Origin of the sequence: Photorhabdus laumondii subsp. laumondii, from assembly GCF_003343245.1 — a bacterium.
Lineage (GTDB): Bacteria > Pseudomonadota > Gammaproteobacteria > Enterobacterales > Enterobacteriaceae > Photorhabdus > Photorhabdus laumondii.
This window is the reverse complement of record NZ_CP024901.1, coordinates 551,774-573,390: the sequence shown is the minus strand read 5'-3', so window position 1 is coordinate 573,390 and position 21,617 is coordinate 551,774. Positions and strand designations below refer to the sequence as shown.

The 21,617-nt window shown below is 41.6% G+C and carries 13 protein-coding genes and 1 pseudogene; 10 read left to right on the top strand and 4 right to left on the bottom strand.

Annotated elements, in window-relative coordinates; genetic code table 11:
• Nucleotides 1–167: 167 nt before the first annotated feature.
• The gene (locus PluTT01m_RS02650; protein WP_011144901.1) at nucleotides 168–941 is read right to left on the bottom strand and encodes a metal-dependent hydrolase; all 774 of its coding nucleotides are present in this window, start codon (nucleotides 939–941) and stop codon (nucleotides 168–170) included.
• A 399-nt stretch (nucleotides 942–1,340) separates the two neighbouring features.
• Between PluTT01m_RS02650 and PluTT01m_RS27840 the strand changes: the two are divergent.
• Nucleotides 1,341–1,631 (top strand): annotated as a pseudogene (locus PluTT01m_RS27840) (hypothetical protein); the annotation flags it as partial.
• 220 nt (nucleotides 1,632–1,851) lie between these two features.
• A complete protein-coding gene (gene tcaC / locus PluTT01m_RS02640; protein ID WP_011144900.1) occupies nucleotides 1,852–6,309 on the top strand; it encodes an insecticidal toxin complex protein TcaC in 4,458 nt (1,485 codons plus the stop codon).
• A gap of 293 nt (nucleotides 6,310–6,602) precedes the next feature.
• Here tcaC and PluTT01m_RS02635 read toward each other — a convergent pair whose 3' ends face one another.
• The 3 genes from PluTT01m_RS02635 to PluTT01m_RS02625 form a co-directional block, all read right to left on the bottom strand.
• Complete coding sequence (locus PluTT01m_RS02635) at nucleotides 6,603–8,195, bottom strand: glycosyl hydrolase family 18 protein (RefSeq protein ID WP_011144899.1); 1,593 nt, start codon at nucleotides 8,193–8,195, stop codon at nucleotides 6,603–6,605.
• A 628-nt stretch (nucleotides 8,196–8,823) separates the two neighbouring features.
• Entirely contained in the window at nucleotides 8,824–9,117 is a 294-nt protein-coding gene (locus tag PluTT01m_RS02630) for a hypothetical protein (protein WP_125026206.1), read from the bottom strand.
• A 144-nt stretch (nucleotides 9,118–9,261) separates the two neighbouring features.
• Complete coding sequence (locus tag PluTT01m_RS02625) at nucleotides 9,262–9,930, bottom strand: epoxyqueuosine reductase QueH (protein WP_011144897.1); 669 nt, start codon at nucleotides 9,928–9,930, stop codon at nucleotides 9,262–9,264.
• 283 nt (nucleotides 9,931–10,213) lie between these two features.
• Between PluTT01m_RS02625 and PluTT01m_RS02620 the strand changes: the two genes are divergently transcribed.
• The 8 genes from PluTT01m_RS02620 to PluTT01m_RS02585 all read left to right on the top strand — a co-directional run bounded on the left by PluTT01m_RS02620 (nucleotide 10,214) and on the right by PluTT01m_RS02585 (nucleotide 20,607).
• Complete coding sequence (locus PluTT01m_RS02620; protein WP_041379894.1) at nucleotides 10,214–11,407, top strand: benzoate/H(+) symporter BenE family transporter; 1,194 nt, start codon at nucleotides 10,214–10,216, stop codon at nucleotides 11,405–11,407.
• Nucleotides 11,408–11,574: 167 nt separating this feature from the next.
• Nucleotides 11,575–12,561: a hypothetical protein gene (locus PluTT01m_RS02615; protein WP_041380546.1), complete on the top strand. Its 987-nt coding sequence runs from the start codon at nucleotides 11,575–11,577 to the stop codon at nucleotides 12,559–12,561.
• Nucleotides 12,561–13,706, top strand: coding sequence for a BamA/TamA family outer membrane protein (locus tag PluTT01m_RS02610; protein WP_011144894.1), 1,146 nt, complete (start codon nucleotides 12,561–12,563; stop codon nucleotides 13,704–13,706). Before PluTT01m_RS02615 ends, PluTT01m_RS02610 begins: the two co-directional genes overlap by 1 nt.
• Nucleotides 13,703–14,824 carry a DUF4056 domain-containing protein gene (locus PluTT01m_RS02605; protein ID WP_011144893.1) on the top strand — a complete coding sequence of 374 codons (1,122 nt, stop codon included), beginning with the start codon at nucleotides 13,703–13,705 and terminating at the stop codon, nucleotides 14,822–14,824. The genes PluTT01m_RS02610 and PluTT01m_RS02605 overlap by 4 nt, the downstream gene beginning before the upstream one ends.
• Nucleotides 14,825–15,656: 832 nt before the next feature.
• Nucleotides 15,657–16,238 carry a fimbrial protein gene (locus tag PluTT01m_RS02600; RefSeq protein WP_011144892.1) on the top strand — a complete coding sequence of 194 codons (582 nt, stop codon included), beginning with the start codon at nucleotides 15,657–15,659 and terminating at the stop codon, nucleotides 16,236–16,238.
• Nucleotides 16,239–16,305: 67 nt separating this feature from the next.
• On the top strand, nucleotides 16,306–17,004 hold the full coding sequence (locus PluTT01m_RS02595; protein WP_011144891.1) for a fimbrial biogenesis chaperone: 699 nt from the start codon (nucleotides 16,306–16,308) through the stop codon (nucleotides 17,002–17,004).
• Between the two features lie 25 nt (nucleotides 17,005–17,029).
• Nucleotides 17,030–19,504, top strand: coding sequence for a fimbria/pilus outer membrane usher protein (locus PluTT01m_RS02590; protein ID WP_011144890.1), 2,475 nt, complete (start codon nucleotides 17,030–17,032; stop codon nucleotides 19,502–19,504).
• An 11-nt stretch (nucleotides 19,505–19,515) separates the two neighbouring features.
• Nucleotides 19,516–20,607, top strand: coding sequence for a fimbrial protein (locus PluTT01m_RS02585; protein ID WP_011144889.1), 1,092 nt, complete (start codon nucleotides 19,516–19,518; stop codon nucleotides 20,605–20,607).
• Nucleotides 20,608–21,617 lie beyond the last annotated feature (1,010 nt).

Below are 21,617 nucleotides of genomic sequence, written 5' to 3'. Positions count from 1 at the left end.
AATAGAGCTATTTTATTTGCCCTTCTTTGCCATAAAGAGCGAACCTGGGCAGTGCTCAAAATCCTCACGTACTACGTGTACGCTCCGGTTTTTCCGCGCTGTCCGTGTTCACTGTTCATTGATAAGAATGGTCTGCAACAATTACGCCTATTGAGATAGGCTCTAAATCATATAATTAATCCAAATAACTCAACACTGTTATGATAAAGTTGGCGAGCAATCTCATCAGGAGCTTCGCGGCGGAGCTCACATAACGAAGCAAAAACTCCAGCAATTTTTTCCGGCCGGTTAGGTTCTCCCTGAAAACCGAAAAGCGGCATATCTGGAGCATCGGTTTCCAGCACCAGAGACGTTAACGGGAGTTCAGCCATTACGCGACGTGTTTTCTGCGCTCTTTCATAAGTAATGGTTCCCCCTACCCCAAGGTAATATCCCAAACCGATAAAAGCCTCCGCCTGCGATAAGCTACCCGCAAATCCGTGTACTACACCGGTACGGTGAAGGTTGATTCTTCTTAGGATCGCTGCCAGTTGATCATGGCTTTTTCGGGAATGAAGGATAACCGGCAGTTCATACTGTTTTGCTAACCGCAATTGATCGCATAACAACGCTTTCTGTTTTTCAAATTGGGGTTCAGTCATATAGAGATCAAGCCCAATCTCCCCAACCGCCACCAACTTTTCGTGTTTCTGTTTCAGAAACGATTCCAAATCCGCAAGATGCGCTTCCTGATGTTGATCGATATAAAGAGGATGTAAACCCAATGCAGCATAAATTGCAGGATAAGAACAAGCCAATTCAGATACCTGTTGCAAATTTGCACTACTAATAGCGGGGACAATAATTCTATCCACACCAACCTGTGCCGCCCGTTGCAGGCTCTGCTGTTCATCATCACGAAACGGAGGGAAATCAAAATGGCAGTGAGTATCAATAAACATGAAACTATCCGTTATTTATCTGTTCTGACGATAGAAAAATTGAGGGCATACTGAATATCAATACCATTTTTGACGGAAACTGTGTAGATATCTATGCCGATAAGGCGAGGAGCCATCACCCGGTAAAAGACCAGAAATGCCCCGATCAATTCAAGTCTGATTATTTTCAGTCTGAAACTGTTACGAGGTTTCTTTACCGCTATGATTAAATTAATTTTTTATTCCTACATTAATAAAAATTAAGCTTAACATAATAAGCTTTCACGCTATAAAGTCATTCCTCCATCAGTTAACACTCTTACCAAATAGTGAAAATGATTCTAAATACCTAAGATAGATATTGATTGCGGGTAATCCAGATCAAGCCGCCGCTTCAATAGTTGTACCACTAAAACTCACTTATTACTCACACTATCATGTTTTAAATAGTGGCAAACTCAGGTCACCGTTTCCCGTGATGAAGTGATCCGCTATTTCGATCAATTAAATGCTAAAGATATGACGGCTGAAAATGCAGCTTCACTTATCGCCACATTGCATGAGATGGATAAAGGTACGATAACGCAAGTGAATACCTTGCTATTAGGAGAAAATAACTGGCCGAAAAGTTTTACATCACTTTGGCAACGTCTGACCTGGTTACGTGTCGGACAAAGTTTGAATGTCGGTAGTACCACTCTGAGCAACCTAGATAGCCGTTTTTTGCCTTTTGAAGGTCGAAAAGCAACAACCGGTACACTGGAGCTCAATATTTTCCATGCCGGTAAAGAAAGAACGCAACGTGGGCTAGTTGCCAATCTGAGTGACATCATTGTGCATCTGAATTACATCATTCGAGACGCATAAATTTTTTTTCTTTGTCGATCACAGGTCCCTCCCTATTAGGGGCCTGTTATTAAGGAGTACTTTTATGCAGGATTCACCAGAAGTATCGATTACAACGCTGTCACTTCCCAAAGGTGGCGGAGCTATCAATGGCATGGGAGAAGCGCTAAGTGCTGCCGGCCCTGATGGAATGGCCACTCTATCTCTGCCGTTGCCCCTTTCGACTGGCAGAGGGACTGCGCCTGGATTATCGCTGCTTTACAGCAGTAGTGCAGGTAACGGGCCTTTCGGTATCGGCTGGCAATGTGGCGTCATGACTATTAGCCGACGCACCCAACATGGCATTCCACAATACGGTAATGACGACACGTTCTTATCTCCACAAGGCGAAGTCATGAATATTGCCCTAAATAACCAAGGGCAACCAGATATCCGTCAAGACGTTAAGACGCTGCAAGGCGTGACCTTGCCAATCTCCTATACCGTGACCCGCTATCAAGCCCGCCAGATCGTGGATTTCAGCAGAATCGAATACTGGCAACCGGCCTCCGGTCAAGAAGGACGCGCTTTCTGGCTGATATCGTCACCGGACGGCCAACTGCACATCTTAGGGAAAACCGCACAGGCTTGTCTGGCAAATCCGCAAAATGATCAACAAATCGCCCAGTGGTTGCTGGAAGAAACCGTGACACCAACCGGTGAACATGTCAGTTATCAATACCGAGCCGAAGATGAAACCCATTGTGACGACAATGAAAAAACCGCTCACCCCAATGCTACCGCACAGCGCTATCTGGTACAGGTGAACTACGGTAACATCAAACCGCAAACCAGCCTGTTCGTACTGGATAACACACCTCCGACACCGGAAGAGTGGCTGTTTCATCTGGTCTTTGACCACGGTGAACGCGATACGTCACTTCATACCGTGCCGAAATGGGATGCAGGTACAGCACAATGGCCTGTACGCCAGGATATCTTCTCTCGCTATGAATACGGTTTTGAAGTACGTACTCGCCGCTTATGCCAACAAGTACTGATGTTTCACCGTACCGCGCTCATGGCCGGAGAAGCCGGTACCAGTGACGCCCCGGAACTGGTTGGACGCTTAATACTGGATTACGATAGAAATGCCAGCGTCACCACATTGATTGCCGCCCGCCAATTGAGTCACGAACCGGATGGCAGCCCAATCACTCTGCCACCATTAGAGTTGGCCTGGCAGCGGTTCAACCTAGAGAAGATGCCAACATGGCAACGTTTTGATGCACTAGATAATTTTAACTCGCAGCAACGTTATCAATTGGTTGATCTGCGAGGAGAAGGGTTGCCGGGTATGCTGTACCAAGATCGCGGTGCTTGGTGGTATAAAGCGCCGCAACGTCAGGAAGACGGGGATAGTAATGCCGTCACTTACGACAAAATCGCCCCACTGCCTACCCTACCCAGTTTGCAGGATAATGCCTCATTGATGGATATCAACGGAGACGGCCAACTGGATTGGGTAATCACCGCCTCCGGTATTCGCGGATACCATAGCCAGCAACCCGATGGAAAATGGACGCACTTTACGCCAATCAATGCCTTGCCAGTAGAATATTTTCACCCAAGCATCCAGTTCGCTGACCTTACCGGGGCAGGCTTATCCGATTTAGTGTTGATCGGGCCGAAAAGCGTGCGTCTGTACGCCAACCAGCGAAACGGCTGGCGTAAAGGACAAGATGTCCCCCAATCCACAGGTATCACTCTGCCGGTTACTGGAACCGACGCCCGCAAACTGGTGGCTTTCAGCGATATGCTCGGTTCCGGTCAACAGCACCTAGTGGAAATCAGGGCTAATCGCGTCACTTGTTGGCCTAATCTGGGACATGGCCGTTTCGGTCAACCACTGACCCTGCCAGGATTTAACCAGCCCGAAACTAGCTTCAATCCCGAACGGCTGTTTTTGGCGGATATCGACGGCTCCGGCACCACTGACATTATCTATGCGCAATCCGGCTCTTTGCTCATTTATCTCAACCAAAGTGGTAATCAATTTGATGCCCCGCTGACGTTAGCTTTGCCAGAAGGTGTACAATTTGACAATACTTGCCAACTCCAAGTCGCTGATATTCAAGGGCTAGGGATAGCCAGTCTGATCCTGACAGTGCCACATATGGCACCACATCACTGGCGTTGCGATTTGTCGCTAACCAAACCTTGGTTGCTAAATGTGATGAACAATAACCGGGGTGCACATCACACTCTACATTATCGTAGCTCCGCGCAATTCTGGTTGGATGAGAAATTACAACTCACCAAAGCAGGCAAATCTCCAGCTTGTTACCTGCCGTTTCCAATGCATCTGCTGTGGCATACCGAAATTCAGGATGAAATCAGCGGTAACCGGCTCACGAGTGCAGTCAGCTACAGCCACGGTGTTTGGGATGGTAAAGAGCGGGAATTCAGAGGATTTGGTTGCGTCAAACAGACAGATACCACAACATTTTCTCACGGCACCGCCCCCGAACAGGCGGCACCGTCATTGAGCATTAGCTGGTTTGCCACCGGGATAGATGACGTAGACAGCCAATTAGCCACAGAATATTGGCAGGCAGATACTCAGGCTTATAGCGGATTTGAAACCCGTTATACCGTCTGGGATAACGCTAACCAGACAGATCAAGCATTCACCCCCAATGAGACACAACGTAACTGGCTGACGCGGGCACTTAAAGGCCAACTGCTACGCACCGAGCTCTACGGTCTGGACGGAACGGACAGTCAAACGGTGCCTTATACCGTCAGTGAATCACGCTATCAGGTACGCTCTATTCCCGTAGAGAAAGAAACCGAATTATCTGCCTGGGTGACTGCCATTGAAAATCGCAGCTACCACTATGAACGTATCATCAGTGATCCACAGCTCAGCCAGAGTATCCGACTGCAACACGATATCTTTGGTCAATCACTGCAAAGTGTCGATATTGCCTGGCCACGCCGCGAAAAACCGGCGGTAAATCCCTACCCACCTACCCTGCCGGAAGCACTATTCGACAGTAGCTATGATGACCAGCAACAACGATTACGTCTGGTGAGGCAAAAAAATAGCTGGCATCACCTGACTGACGGAGAAAACTGGCGATTAGGTTTACCAAATGCACAACGCCGTGATGTTTATACTTATGACCGGACCAAAATTCCAACCGAAGGGATCTCTCTTGAAGTCTTGCTGAAAGCCGATGGCCTACTAGCAGATGAAAAAGCAGCCGTTTATCTGGGGCAACAACAGACGTTTTACACCGCCGGTCAATCGGAAGTCACACTAGAAAAGCCCACGTTACAGGCGCTGGTAGCGTTTCAAGAAACCGCCATGATGGACGATACCTCATTACAGGCGTATGAAGGGGTGATTGAAGAACAGGGGTTGAATACCACACTGACACAGGCCGGTTATCAGCAAGTCGCGCGGTTATTTAATACCGGATCAGAAAGCCCAGTATGGGTGGCACGGCAAGGCTATACCGATTACCGTGATGCCACCCAGTTCTGGCGGCCTCAGACTCAGCGTAACTCGTTACTAACAGGGAAAACCACTCTGACCTGGGATACCCATCATTGCGTAATAATTCAGACTCAGGATGCCGCTGGATTAACGACGCAAGCCCGTTACGATTATCGTTTCCTTACGCCGGTACAACTGACAGATATTAATGATAATCAACATATTGTGACACTGGACGCGCTAGGTCGCGTGACCACCAGCCGGTTCTGGGGTACGGAGGCAGGACAAGCCACAGGCTATTCTAATCAGCCCTTTACACCACCGGATTCCGTAGATAAAGCGCTAGCGTTAACAGGAGTACTCCCCGTTGCCCAATGTTTAGTCTATGCCGTTGATAGCTGGATGCCGTTGTTATCTTTGTCTCAGCTTTCTCAGTCACCAGAAGAGGCAGAAGCGCTATGGGCGCAACTGCGTGCCGCTCATATGGTTACCGAAGATGGGAAAGTGTGCGCGCTAGGCGGGAAACGGGGAATAGGCCAGCAGAACCTCACGATTCAACTCATCTCGCTATTGGCAAGTATTCCCCGTTTACCTCCACATGTACTGGGGATCACCACTGATCGCTACGATAACGATCCGCAACAACAGCACCAACAGACCGTGAGTTTTAGTGACGGTTTTGGCCGGTTACTCCAGAGTTCAGTCCGTCACGAGCCCGGTGATGCCTGGCAACGTAAAGAGGACGGTGGGCTGGTTGTGGATGCAAATGGTGCTCTGGTCAGTGCCGCTACAGACACCCGATGGGCCGTTTCCGGTCGCACAGAATATGACGATAAAGGCCAACCGGTACGTACTTATCAACCCTATTTTCTGAATAACTGGCGCTACGTTAGTGATGACAGCGCACGAGATGACCTGTTTGCCGATACCCACCTTTATGATCCACTGGGACGGGAATACAAGGTCATCACCGCTAAGAAATATTTGCGAGAAAAACAGTACACTCCGTGGTTTATCGTCAGTGAGGATGAAAACGATACCGCATCAAGAACCCCATAGTTTTACCTATTTTTATCTGTTGCCCCGCGGTATATTGCGGGGCAGTATCTATCAACTTTGAAAATTTAGCATTTCCGATAAGTTCCACCGTTTTGATAATGCAAATCACCTTTAAAGGAAACCCACATATATACCCGTCATCTTTCAAGTTGCCTCTTTGTTGGCTGCACTCACTCACCCCGGTCACATCGTTATCTATGCTCCCGGGGATTCGTTCCCTTGCCGTCGCGATGCATCTTGCAATCCATAGGGTATATACTTGCAGAATTAAAAATGAAATATCAACGTCAATGTTATTTCTTAATAAAAGCCGGAACAGGATCAGGTGTCGGGACAGAACTATCACAATTATAATGCTCTCCTGTCAGCCCTATTTTTTTGCAAGCTGTAGACAAAAGATCATTAGGTGTTGCCCACTCATCTTTCCAGTTACTACCGTCATAACGTTCATTCTTAAATAGATCCCACATTATCAGACCCGTTTTACCATATTTGATCGTACCATCTAATATGCTGTTAAGAGCGCTCTTCGTCAGCGGTAAATTACCGGTTGCGGGTCTACCAACTTCAAATCCAACGGTAATCGGCGGCAAAACCAATAATTTTTGCGGTTGAACTGATGCCTGAGCGTAATTACGTGCCCCTTTCAGTTTGATATGAAAGGTAACAACTTCATTGCCCGATTTAAGCCAATTAATATATTGCCCATAATAATACTTAACCTGTCCAGGAAGGTCACAAGGAATATATGTTTCACCTCCTCCAATAAATCCACAATCTTTTTCACTTAAATCATAGGTCATCACACCAATATAACTGAGTCGGTTGATCAGACTGGGATAACTCAGCGCGGTATTATAAATTAAACCATAGAGATTTCCTCCCCACCAAGCACCACCATAAATATCACTATTCCTCGCATTGGTTCCCCAATTAGCGGACATATTCGGGATACCTCCCGTTGCAGGACCTGCAATACTTAGCTTAAGTGATGGTTTAACGGCATTAATTGAAGTGTAAAAAGATTTTAAAATAGCGGCGAATTTATCCACGGTTGCAGGCATTGCACGGGGAATTTTTTCTGCGCCAGGAACAATCTTCATTGACGCATCATAAACATAACCGCCGAGTCCCTTTGCTATTAAAGTTGATGTAATAAGAGTTTCACTGTTATTAAGGGGAACCTTGATTGAGTCAGGCGTTAATTTCCAGCTTTTTGCATTAATATCAGCGTGCCAGAATTCTTCATAATCCACATCAATTCCCTCGACTCCCAAGTTAGCAGCCAAATTGACAATATTTCTATATGCCTTATCTGCTGCTTTACCCGTAATAGTACTGTCAAATCGAGGAATTTTAGTCAGGGGATTAGGGAAGATGTCATAAACCGCACCGGGTTCATTACCACAAGCATCTTTTTTGCTGGCAGTTATATCATAAATTTTTGGATCACAACTAAAGTTCCATCCACCTACTGCAATATAAGTGCTCACACCATGAGATTTTAAATCAGCAATCACACCTTTTAATGCCATAAAATCAGCTCTAGCATTTTCAGCTTCTTTGATGCTAATACTTTGACCAGAAGTACAGGTATAACCAAACAATCCTGAACATTTCAGGCTATTTTTTTCATAATTAACAAAACCAGGCTGGACGAAAGACAATACCAACGTATTAAAGTTACTCTTGTTCTTAGAGATATCTCTACTTAATTTTTTAAAATTATCAAGGCTGGCATAATATTCTTGAGTATCCACCTGTGCAGCAGGCCCACTCAGATAATATGCAGATATTTTAGGGTTGGCGGCAATAACATTTCCTGATGTGAAAAAACATAATATAGAACTCGCTAATAAATATCGGTTTAATTTGTATTTAGACATATATCTATCTCCACTTGGTTAACATTACTTTTCCGATTACAGCCAATGAGTTATCATGACGCCTCATTGCCTTTTCATCATGAACGGTATAAGTTTTTCCCTAATAGAGCGTTAATATGCTCAGTCTGTTATTATAGACTGTGATGTAGTTACTGAACTGTTATATCCGTTATCTTTCAAGTTGCCTCTTTGTTGGCTGCACTCCCTTGCCGTCGCGATTCATCTTGAAATCCATAGGGTATATATCAGCATTAATTATTTCAATGCACCAATTTCATAATAGTATAGTTTTCACCATTGTCCACAAAAGAGATAGAAATTAGTTGTAATAATATTTCTCTCTAATCTATCTAAATAAAAAACAATAGGGTATATGTGATAATTCCTCTAGATTATACCTATGTTAATTAATTACCGCTTGTGCAAACCTGCCTATGAATGAACAGTGAATACGAACACCGGAGTATACATGTCAATAGAAAACCCACCGCTTTAAATAAACGCCCTCTGTTATCAGGCAAATTATGCCCAAAAACTTCAACGATTCTTCAACGAATTATAAAAAACTATAAAAAAGCATTATCTTAAATTGCTGAATTAATGATCAGGCCCGTATACTCACTGTGCGTTAAAACAAATCTGGAATAGCAAGTAGCTTACTGAGTCGCGCAAAATGTATTCCAGCAAGTGAAACAAAGTTAAAACACAGGAAAATTATCATGACACGTTTAGGCTTATCCATAACTGTATTATCACTGTTATTCTCTGGCGCGGTATTGGCTGCACCTAGCACACCCGCCCCCCAATCTTCGAATACCAAGGCGACGTCTTCCCATATGGAAAATACCAAAGCAGAGAAGAAATCTGGCAAAACCGCCCCCAAACAACGCTCACACCAGAAGGCAAAAAGCAAAGAAGCCAAGAAGAAGGCTCACTGAGTTTTCCGGCCTAAAACTACTATTTATGTCCGCAATTATGTCCGCAATCGTTATGACACAAGTTTAGTCGTATCATAACTGTAAATTCAGGGGGGAAATCCCCCCCTCAACAGGCTATCGTGAAAAGCTTAACAAGCCCCTTCAGTATCTTCATCACCATAATATTTAACACCAATCCTGATGATATCCCGTCCCTGAGATTTACGGTGTTTATTCGTGTCACGCAATGAATAGATACAACCACAATATTCCTGCTGATAAAATCTTTCCTGTTTACTAATTTCAATCATCCGAGCTGAACCACCTTGTTTACGCCAGTTGTAATCCCAGTATTGAATCCCCGGATACTGACTTGCCGCTCGTTTTCCACAATCATTTATCTGCTGCATGTTTTTCCAGCGGGAAATGCCCAATGAGCTTGAAATAATGCTGAAATTATTTTCATAAGCATACAAAGCAGTACGCTCAAAACGCATATCAAAGCACATGGTGCAGCGAACACCTCTTTCTGGCTCCAATTCCATGCCTTTAGCACGTTCAAACCAGTTATCGCTGTCATAATCCGCATCGACAAATGGCACATTGTGTTGCTCCGCAAAACGAATGTTCTCTTCTTTGCGAATTAAATATTCCCGTTTGGGATGAATATTCGGATTATAGAAAAAGACGGTGTAATCAATTCCAGAAGCACGTAGCGCTTCCATCACTTCACCAGAACAAGGAGCACAACAAGAGTGCAATAATAATCGTTCCGCATTATCCGGTAACGTTAAAACAGGGCGAACATAGTTTTCCATTTAGCAGGCTCCATATAATTATAAGAATTGATTATAGAATATAGTTATTTTTAGCTTCAAATTTTTCGAATGAAATTCATCATGACTTATTTGCCCTTACGATCCTTACCTTTTCGATCACAGTAAATTACTTGAAATTCTGGCAGGTTCTACCGTCATATTGTCGTCATCAAAGTTTGTACGAGGAAGTTCACTACCGATAAATCTGTTTTACGCTGATAGTTAACTAAATTATAGCCAAATTCAGATGCTTTTAACCAAAACAATTTAAATGGAGACCACCATGCGCCATACAATTTCTCTGCGTGACCTCTCTTTTCCGGCAATCACCGCCGGATTTGTCGCTGTTTTAGTTGGATATACCAGTTCAGCGGCAATTATCTTTCAGGCTGCGGAAGCTGCGGGCGCCACCACCCTACAGATCGGCGGCTGGCTGAGTATGCTAGGGCTTGGGATGGGTATCAGCTCCCTGGGGCTATCGCTTTATTACCGCACCCCCGTCCTTACCGCATGGTCAACACCGGGCGCGGCGCTACTGGCGACAACGCTACCAGGAACATCAATTAATGAAGCCATTGGTATCTTTATCTTTGCTTCAGCACTGATCTTGCTGTGCGGTATTACTGGCCTGTTTGCTCGATTGATGAACTATATCCCACAGGCACTTTCCGCCGCTATGTTAGCCGGTATTCTATTACGCTTTGGTTTAGATGCCTTTTCCTCATTTTCAGTCAACTTCGTACTGACTGCCGGAATGTGTTTAACTTATCTTCTGGCACGCAGATATTTATCCCGCTATGCCATCATCTTAACACTATTATCGGGGCTGATTATCGCCGCTTTACAGGGAGGTATTCACTTTGAACAACAATCCACAGTCGCATTTGTTGCCCCTGAATTTATTGCGCCCAGTTTCACACTCTCTTCGTTATTGAGTGTCGGTATTCCATTTTTCATCGTCACGATGGCATCCCAAAACGCACCCGGCGTAGCCACACTGAAAGCCGCAGGGTATCCAGTTTCTGTTTCATCACTGATAAGCTGGACTGCGCTCATTTCACTGATCTTGTCACCTTTTGGTGGTTTTTCCGTCTGTATTGCCGCCATTACGGCAGCAATTTGTATGAGCCCAGAAATCCACACTGACCCAAATCGCCGCTATATGGCCGCTGCCGTAGCGGGCGTGTTTTACCTGATAGCAGGGCTGTTCGGTGGTTCAATCAGTATGTTATTCAGCGCGCTACCGGCAGCACTTATTCATATTATTGCCGGATTAGCATTGCTTGGAACAATTTCCGGCAGCCTGCTACAAACGCTACAGAATGAAAAACAACGGGACGCTGCGGTAATAACATTTTTAATCACCGCATCTGGCGTAACATTACTTGGTGTAGGCGCTGCATTCTGGGGATTAATAGGTGGCGTAATAACCATGCTCCTTTTATCTTTGCCTGAGAAAAACAGAATAGTTCATTAGATGAACAGTAAAATTATACTTTTCAGCACTTTATGATACTTATTATCAATAAAACTTATGATAGTTTGCCGGGTCTGTTGCGCTTTAAATATTACGATAGGACATATCTAACAACCTTAAATCTTCTTACCCGCAAAACCGAGCTTTCTATTATGAAATTTTTTGATATGAAATTTTCTGATATTAGCAAGTTAGCTGTTATTTCATCCTGCCTGGCAATCCCTTATAGCTATGCTGATGATCGCCCAATTCTTTCTCTCTCTGTTAGCCAGTCCGGCGGAAACCAAACGACTGCTGATGGTAGTTTATCCAGAAAACCAAATAAGCAAGAATCACGAATACTCCCAATTTGGGGTGACGAGGCCAGAGCTAAAGGTTATGACCTACCGGAACCTTTTGGTGCCAGTTACGGTTATATGAATATGCGGCAGAATATCATTGTAGACGATATTAAAATCATTATACCGAATACCCCAGGTTTTGAAGATGTGCTGGATATCCAGACAGGTAAAACCAGAGAAAAGAATGAGTCGCATATGCTCAAACTAGATGCCTGGGTTCTACCTTTTCTGAATGTTTATGGCGTTTATGGTTGGACAAAAGGATCATCGAAAACCAACATTGAGGGAATCAGATTTAGTGGTTTCCCTATTCCTGATATGAAAGATATTCCTTTCAAATTGGACTTTAAAGGTAAAACCTATGGTGGCGGTTTTACTCTAGCAGGAGGTTACGATCAGTTTTTCGGTACACTTGATACTAACTATACCTACACTAATCTAGATATTCTGGATGGTAAAATTAGCGCTCTGGTTGTTACACCACGTGTTGGTTATGAGTTTATATTCCAGCCAATCATCCCAGGCCAAGGAAATACCAAATTGCAGGTATGGACCGGTGGTATGTACCAGAAAATTACTCAGAAATTTGAGGGAAATATTAGTAATCTGGATTTACCCCCCATGTTTGATAAATTAGTAAGTGCATTCGACGATTATGAAAGTATGAAATTCAAAGTAAAACAGCATGTTGCATCCCGCTGGAATAATACCGTTGGTGCAAGGCTGGAAGTCACCCGCAATTTCAATCTGCTGACTGAAGTTGGCTTTAACAAACGTAATAGCTGCTATATTTCGGGAGAGTTTCGCTTTTAATGAATATCCGCTGTACTTTATATGGGCTGGCTTTAGTCAGCCTTTTTATTTCTGATTTCTCATATGGCGAAGCACGACTCAGCAGGGGAAAAATCGATGGCTGGCTAGAAAAATTAGGTGGCAGTAATACCTATGACAGCAGTAAAGCGATTGACTGGGGCATTTTACCCGGCCCTTTCTACACTCCAGAGTTAGGTGCTGGTCTCGGTGTTGCTGTCATTGGTCTCTATCGGCCAGATAATAATGATCATACCAGCCAAATCTCTTCTCTTTCCCTGAATGGATTTGCCTCTTCAACAGGTGCCTTTGGCTTCACATTTGATAACTACAATTTCTTTGCTGATGATCAATGGCGTTTTTTTCTTTCCGGTACATTGAACAACGTTCCCACCTACTACTGGGGTACAGGATATCAAGCAGGTAAGACAGATGATCGCAAAGAAAAATATCACTCACAGGAACTGCACTTGCAACCCAGAGTTCTCTATCGAGTTGCTGATTCTACCTATTTAGGCGCTGGCTGGAATTTTTCATCATTACATGCCAAAGACCCTGATAACGGTGCTAAAAAACTTTTTGCAGCAGAAAACGATGGCCGGTCCATATTGAGTTCAGGCGTCAGTGCCTATTTCAGCTATGACACTCGGGATTTTCTGCCTAACGCTCATCAAGGACACGTTCTTGATATTACCTATACCCATTTTTCCCCGGCATTAGGCAGTGACCGCCGGTTTAATACCGTTGATATGCAATACAGCACCTATTATCAATTAGATGAAAAATCTGTACTGGCATTCGATAGTTATGGTCGTTTCACTGACGGCCAAGTGCCCTGGAATATGCTGTCAATGCTAGGTAATAGTCATCGGATGCGCGGATATTATGAAGGCAGATACCGGGACAAAAATGTTATCAGCACCCAATTGGAATATCGGCACAAATTGGACTGGCGACATGGCTTTGTTCTATGGGCTGGGGCGGGCACTCTAAGCCATTATGCAAAAGATATTGGCTCAGAAAACTGGTTACCCACCGTTGGCGCAGGCTATCGTTTTGAATTCAAACCTAAAATGAATGTCAGGCTGGATTTTGGTATCGGTAAAAAAAGCAATGGATTTTATTTTCAGGTAGGAGAGGCGTTTTGAAATTGCGTTTATGGATTACTGCTTTAACGTTAGTCGCAGGATGCCAAGGAACTTTTTCTTCAATCGCACCAGTACAACCTGACTTAAATAGTGAAACAACCGCCGAAGCCACCCGTGCATGGCCGGTTCTTGCTCCGATTCCCTCTCCCGAAGGATTAAGAGCTTGCTGTGCTTTTGGCTACAATTTAAAAACTGAATTACTGACCATTCCAGTACCTTTTTACCACATAAGTAATGTGCTGGATGCCGATAATCTTGGGGCACATAATTATAACAACAGTTTTTTTGGTACCGTTGCTTCATTAACAGGGCTCAGTAATGAAAAAGTGGGGATGATATATACCCGCCGAGGCGGATTCATTGATATTTCCCATGTACGGGATACCGCTGATAATGCGGTTTTTCTGTTCAGTCAAATCTGGCCTCGTCTTGGAGAAGAGTGGCAAATAGAACTCAGCAGCGAATTAGCATTACGCCGTATCCAATTCTATCAATTCACACCACCAGCATCGATAGAACAACGTTATACCTTAACTGCTTATCTAGCCGCAAAATTGGCTTTTGAACTTGCTGCATGGCATGAAATCGCCCAATGGTACGGTTATCAGTCTGTACCGGGATTTTCTGAAAAAGTATCTGCGTTCTCTCCTGAAGATCTCTACTCCAATCTATTAGGCGCTCGTCTTTCCCTCTCTTTGATACTGGCTGGGCAAGTACCGTCAATGAAACAGTACCGTCTATCAATGCAAGCTATTCTGCCTCCTGCACTACGTGAACTAGAAGCCTTATCCCCTGATGAAACACGGAAAATGTTTGAACAGGTTGATGGTATCTGGTGGGACAGCAAACGTCGCGTGCCTGATAAACGTTTAATCCTTCAACGTGATTTCCATACTCACAGCGATCGTACCCCTAATATGGTGCCTACAGAACAGCAAGTTCCACTCAGACTTACCCTGCCACAACAATATACTGGCTACAGATTATCTGAATTGGCCGAATTACAATTGTGGCCTAGCCGCCAAATGAAAGATCTTCCTGTACCAGAAAGTTATTGGATTGCTCTTGATTTTCCACAATTGGCAGAAAAAGCAAAAGAACAACAAGAGAATCATTGATGCATATATTTTCTATGAAAGAATGTATATAACATTATGAGTTAAAATATATGAGAGATTTTAGATTACTATTTCTCAAACAATAATTCCTTTGTAATATCATCAATTATAATTTACTATTTCCATAATGTTACATCATAATATAAACTCAACATCATCTATAATAAAACTAAACTATGCCCACCCTACTTAAATTAATCTATAAAGAGAAAGCCTACATCAATAAGGAATTATTTCACAGGATAAAAAAATCGTATTGAAATATTTACAAAGATAAAACACCAATAAACAACTGATATAAAATAATTAATATTACATAACATCTAAAAAAACAAATTAAAAAATCATAAGAATATTAACCAGCACAACAACAAAAAAAGAAACAAAATATCAAAAAGATCACAAAAACAAGAATATAATTCTTAATTACACTCTCAATCTGTGTATTACACTTATTTTTATCGAAAAATTAGACTTTCACTCTTAATTTAACCTAAATAATAAAAATCCCTTCTTAAATAGGTTTAATCGTCTATAATATACGTTTCCAAGTTATAAATATGTATAAACAATATCAGCTTTATCTAAGTAGATAAAATAAGAACTTGCATTGGCAACAATTAGATTTATTCAACTAAAACTCAAGTTACTAAACTATTTTCGACCATATAATATATTGATTTTTATTTTAAATTTATAATATTAAATCAATTTAATAGATAAATACTCATATTGTTTTTTTAATTTTTCTGATGTATTGGGGGATTCAGGGCCCCTATCTTCACCCCCCTGATAAAGCCAATTAAGATGTCCCTACTCCTGGAGAGGAAAAATGAATAAACTAGCGTTATCAACCACCGCTGCGCTTATTTTTGCTACGGGTTCTGCTGTTGCAGCCAATGATGCTGCCGGCGGTACATTACATTTCTCTGGTGCAGTCACTGATGCCACTTGTACTATTAATGGTGGTGCTTCAGCTAATCTGTCGATTATATTGGAACCGATCTCAGTCACTCAAGCCGGACAAAAAGAAGGCTTAATTGATTTTGGTAAGAAAGCATTTTCACTAGAATTTTCTAACTGCCAGTCCAAAGCCGTTGGTTTTGATCCAGCAACCTCTATGTTGAAAATCCAGTTCTCATCATCACATACTATTTCTAACGATGCTAAGTACCTGGTTAACCAAGAACTTAATGCAAATGGTAAGCCGAAAAACGTAGGTATCGCGATTGTTAAACACGCCGAAGAAAATAACCCTATTATGCTGAATAAAGCGTTTGATACAGGAATCAAAGGCTCTGAGACAATACCTGAAGTTGTCGATTTCTATGCGAAATATTACAAAGTAGGCGCTGGTGATGCAGATCACGGTAAAATAGTAACAATGGTTACTTATCACGTTACTTATTTATAATGATTTACTACAATAAATAAAGCCTATTTAGATAAATAGGCTTATTTAATTTGGCAAAAATAACGTTATGAAGAAATTATTTTTAACTATATTATTAGGGATAACGACTTTATCTGCTCATGCTAACATCGTTATTAACACAACACGTGTTATTTACCCAGCCAGTAATAAAGAGGTATCAGTTCAATTATTAAATGCAGGGGATCAACCCTCTCTGGTACAATCCTGGATAGATGATGGCGATCCTAATTCAACACCTGAAACAGCTAAAGTCCCCTTTTTACTCACCCCTCCAGTCGTCAAAATTGATGGCAATAACGGGCAACAATTAAGAATTAAATACATCAGTAACAATCTACCCACGGATCGTGAATCGCTGTTTTATTTAAATGTTCTGGATATTCCTCCCGTTGCAGAAAATATTAGTGATAAAAACGTTATGCAAATCGCAATTCGTACCCGGATCAAATTTTTCTACCGGCCTGATAAGCTTTCTATCTTACCTAAACAGATCCAACAACATATTGTATTAAAACGTGAGGGTAGCCAACTAAAATTGGAAAATGCATCACCCTATTTCATGAGTATTGTCGGCCTTAAATCTTCTGACACTCAACCTAACTTACTCAATGAAGGAACAATTATAAAACCGTTCTCTTCTCATTCATTCAGTACCAATGAAAAAGTAAAAGTTGGAGACAAATTAACTCTGGCTATTGTTGATGATTTTGGTGCTATAAATAAATTAACTTTACCACTTCAATAGTGATATTACTGGCATAGCATAGAACATGATAAGACAAAAAATTAGTCCGTTAGCTCTGATAATAAGTACCCTTCTGTATACAGATTGTTTATGCTATGCCACAACATTTAATACTGACTTTCTGGTTGGTGAATCGGCAAAAGCGGATTTATCCCGATTTTATTCCACTTCAGAGCTACCCGCTGGTCGTTATGGTATTGACATATATCTGAATAATGACTGGAAAGGAAGATTTGATATTAATATCCAGAACGATGGCAAAGATATTTACTTACTTAATGAAGATCTTCCCAGGTTAGGTATAAAAATTGATAAAAACCAATTACCAGAATCGAATTTATCCAAAGATGAAATTCTTCTTACTAAAATAATACATGAAGGAACCGCTAATCTCGATGTTCCTAAACTCAGCCTGCATCTGGTCGTCCCGCAGGCATATATCAAAAACGAGCTAAAAGGCTATATCGATCCTGCGTTCTGGGACAGAGGTATCCCCGGCGCTATGCTGTCCTACAATGCCAACTATTACCATACTCAGAATAGGAATAAACAAAACCGCGACCGTGAAGATGAAGATAATGCTTACGTGTCACTTAATAGCGGTTTGAATCTATTTGGCTGGCAATTACGTGATCAATCCTCTTATCACTATACGCGTTCAAATGGTGATAAATGGAGTAACAATACCCGTTATCTGCAACGAGGAATTTCATCAATTAATTCAGAATTTCGCATTGGTGACAGCTATACATCAAGCGATTTATTCGACTCTTTCCGCTTCCGAGGTATCAATTTGAAAACCGATATGCGCATGTACCCCGATGCCTGGCAAGGGTTTTCCCCTATCGTTCGGGGAGTTGCGCAGACTAATGCTCTGGTAAAAATCACCCAAAATAATGTTGTTATTTATCAAGGTAATGTACCACCCGGGCCGTTTGCTATTGATACTATTTTACCCACAGGTTCAGGTAGTGATTTGCTAGTTGCAGTGACGGAAGCAGACGGGCGTACTAACAGTTTTACCGTTCCCTTTTCATCCGTTCCTAATATGATGAAAGAAGGTCTTGGCAAATATGATATCAGTGCAGGTAAAACACATATTGCCAACAGTCGTTATAAACCAAACTTTTTTCAAGCCAGCTATCAATATGGTTTTAATAATGTCCTGACCGGTTATACAGGTACCATTATCAGTAAAGATTATTACTCACTACTGCTAGGTAGTGGCTTTAATCTACCCATTGGCGCTGTCTCAATTGACGTTTCACAGTCCAGCGCCAAATTTGATAATAGCCCAACCATGAAAGGGCAAAGCTACAAATTGGCTTATAGCCGTTATATCCCACAAACAAAAACAAATTTCTCGCTGGCGGCTTATCGTTATTCAACTAAAAATTATCTCACCCTAATCGATGCGATTGATCTGCATGACTGGATAAGCAATGGATATAACCAACAATATTATTCTCATCAAAAAAATACCTTTAATATCAATTTGAACCAGAATCTTGGTAGTCGTGCAGGTTCACTTTTTCTTTCGGGAACATTTCGTAATTACTGGGGAACCCAGAATAAAAGTAGAGAATATCAAATGGGGTATTCCAATAGTCTGGGGAAAATCAATTATTCCCTGACAGCAAGCCGTGTCCGATACAATATCAATGAAACAGAAAGTAAAGAGGAACAGCGCTATTATCTGATGCTGTCTGTTCCTTTTGAGTTGTTTGGCTACCCTGCCTATTTGACCAATAATGTCTCAATCAATGAAAGTCACTATGACAACAGTAACTTAGGATTAAGCGGCAGCGCAGGCCCAAACAACCGTTTGAATTACCACTTCAACATTTCAGATCAGAAAAGTGGTTCGACAACAACCAGTGCAAATTTGACCTACAAAACATCCGTTTCCACACTGAGTAGTTCTTATAGCCAATCCAAGGAGTACCGCCAAATGGGACTTGGCGCAACCGGCAGTTTAGTTGCTTATCGAGGCGGAATTCTGGCGGCTAATCAAATTGGGGAAACTTTCGCCATCATTGACGCACCGGGCACAGCAAACGCTTCTGTGAATGGTGATAAAAGCATGGTGACAAACACCAGCGGTAAGTTGCTGATACCTTATCTTTCTCCTTATCGTAAAAATGCCATCATGCTAGATACCAGTGAAGTGCCAGAAGGGGCCGCTGAACTTATCGGTAACATCAGAGATGTCGCGCCATATTCCGGCGCGATTACCCATATCGGATTTAAAACAGACCAGCGGAAGACTTTTATCTTCTACTCCGCTCAGGCTGATGGTAAACCTTTACCTTTCGGTACTGAAATTGTCGATTCAGAAGGTAACAGCTTAGGATACGTTGGTCAGGGTAGTATGGTTTTCCTACGAGTAGAAAAATTACCACCGCAAATTTATGTCCACATCGGTCAACTAGGTGAAAAGAGCTGCATAATAAATGATCCACAGCCTGAAATGAGCTCAAACGCCAATATTTGCCGTTAAGGGAGAAGATAATGAAACTTAAACCATCATATCTTAAGCCATTGTATCTGGCGGCCATAATCAGTTTGAGCAGTGGCATAGCCTATGCCGATTGCCAACCCAAATATGCAATACCGGCACCGGCAATCCTGGTTGATATGACAGATCATCTCACTCTGAACAGTAATGCAACCTGGATACTCAACACCCAATATTCTGGCTATTTTACATGCACAAGAAATTCACTATGGAAACAAAACTCGGTTGCTAACGGTTCGCCTTTTACCAAAAACAAAGTTGTTTTAGGATTCAATGGTGGCAAAAATTATGCCGAAGTGACTATCACGAATCTTTCTCCTGGCAACAGTATTAATCTGGGAAACAGTAACGACACATACCCTGCCAGCAAATTGCAAGCCCAATTTACACTTAATGTAAAGCTACTGAGTGGCAGACCCGGTGGTAGTAATATTCACGTCTTTTCCGGCAATTCTGCAACATTAAAAACGGCTGTAATTGCGATGGATACCACCAACTTAGGACTCCTTGATGCCATTCTCCGTTTCGCTACCGATTTCCTGACTTTTATTCTTACTTGGGAGTGGCCGACACATTCTGAAGATATCTATTATCAACCCGTCACGATGATTTTTAATCACAGAGATACAACTTGTCACTTCTTAAATGCGGGGTTAACAGTGAATCTACCAAAAGTCAACCGCATTAGATTGCTTAACGGGGCAGATAAAGGAGAAACGCCTTTTACCCTCAACTTTGAATGCAAATATCTCCAAAACGGTAAAACTTCACGCTCAGTTAAAGCTTACCTGAGCAGTAATAATCTGCTACCAAATGACAATCGAACTTTAATTGATAGCAAAGCAGGTGCCGCTAAAGGTGTTGGTATCCGTGTTTCTCAGACAAGTGATTCAACGCCGATAACTTTCAGTGCTTCGCAATCCTCATCCCAAGGTGCAACACTACTATTCAGTAAAAACTCCGGTAATGTCATCGATAAACACTTTACCATCGACCTTAATGCTTACTACCACGTTTATGATCCCCAAAACATCATAGCAGGGGAACTGAAAGCAACTTCTGTACTGAACTTTGAATACAATTAATCAAGAGGCAAAGGGAATGCCTCTTATTTCCCTCATTCGAATTAAAATTTTATGTTTCAATCAGTAATAATTTGTAATAAAGTGTTTCTATAGAAAAATTCATTTACATTTATAACCTTCCCTGAATTTACGTAACACAATGATAATCCTAACATTAAGTAATTATTCAAACTCGCTTAATTTATCAACAAAATAGTGGAATTCTATGAAAAATAGAAAAAAACATACTTTCACTTATCAATAAAATTAAAAAAATAATATCAAGATAATATTTTACAACCTTATTAAAGAATAAATAAAAATAACAAACAACCAGAATAAAAAATATATTCAAAAGAGAGTAATACAATAAAAAACCACATAAATAGAAAAATAAAACATATGAAAACATTCAATCACCATTGATTGACAATAAAAATATTTCATTAAAATCAATGATATAAAAATAAATAACAAATAAAAACCTTAGAAAAAAATATAATTACACGTAATATAAAAATGTGAAAAATAACTTGAAATAGCACAGGAACAATATAAATTTTATTCTCCAAAAACACCTTTAATATAAAAATAGAAAGATAAATATTTATATTATCCACAAATAAATTATTAAAATTTCTTTATTCTTATATACCCCTCTATTATTATATTCTTACAATATCACCCGGAGTAAATATTTGTAACACATTGTTACTTATTTTAACTTAACATTTATAACCATATCGAATATCCTGCACCGCACCAATAACAATGGCTCTATTATGAAATTAGCTCAAACCTGACAGATACGACTTAGTTTTAACTCAGAGTAAAGAGACCATATCGGTAACAGGTTACCTTTTTATGAAAATGATACTTATTCTTATAACGGCAATATTAATATCAATTAGTTTATTACTCGCTGCGGTGTTCTTACGATTGGCAGTACTATAATTAACAGTACTATATAAAACTAAGTTCAATCACTTCCGATATTACACTAGCTGGTTTACAAATCACTTTTCTTTTGA

Excerpts from the sequence above, each read along its gene's own strand:
- PluTT01m_RS02650 (WP_011144901.1), bottom strand. The coding sequence starts at position 941 with ATGTTTATTGATACTCACTGCCATTTTGATTTCCCTCCGTTTCGTGAT.
- tcaC (WP_011144900.1), top strand. The coding sequence starts at position 1,852 with ATGCAGGATTCACCAGAAGTATCGATTACAACGCTGTCACTTCCCAAA.
- PluTT01m_RS02635 (WP_011144899.1), bottom strand. The coding sequence starts at position 8,195 with ATGTCTAAATACAAATTAAACCGATATTTATTAGCGAGTTCTATATTA.
- PluTT01m_RS02625 (WP_011144897.1), bottom strand. The coding sequence starts at position 9,930 with ATGGAAAACTATGTTCGCCCTGTTTTAACGTTACCGGATAATGCGGAA.
- PluTT01m_RS02620 (WP_041379894.1), top strand. The coding sequence starts at position 10,214 with ATGCGCCATACAATTTCTCTGCGTGACCTCTCTTTTCCGGCAATCACC.
- PluTT01m_RS02615 (WP_041380546.1), top strand. The coding sequence starts at position 11,575 with ATGAAATTTTCTGATATTAGCAAGTTAGCTGTTATTTCATCCTGCCTG.
- PluTT01m_RS02610 (WP_011144894.1), top strand. The coding sequence starts at position 12,561 with ATGAATATCCGCTGTACTTTATATGGGCTGGCTTTAGTCAGCCTTTTT.
- PluTT01m_RS02600 (WP_011144892.1), top strand. The coding sequence starts at position 15,657 with ATGAATAAACTAGCGTTATCAACCACCGCTGCGCTTATTTTTGCTACG.
- PluTT01m_RS02595 (WP_011144891.1), top strand. The coding sequence starts at position 16,306 with ATGAAGAAATTATTTTTAACTATATTATTAGGGATAACGACTTTATCT.
- PluTT01m_RS02590 (WP_011144890.1), top strand. The coding sequence starts at position 17,030 with ATGATAAGACAAAAAATTAGTCCGTTAGCTCTGATAATAAGTACCCTT.
- PluTT01m_RS02585 (WP_011144889.1), top strand. The coding sequence starts at position 19,516 with ATGAAACTTAAACCATCATATCTTAAGCCATTGTATCTGGCGGCCATA.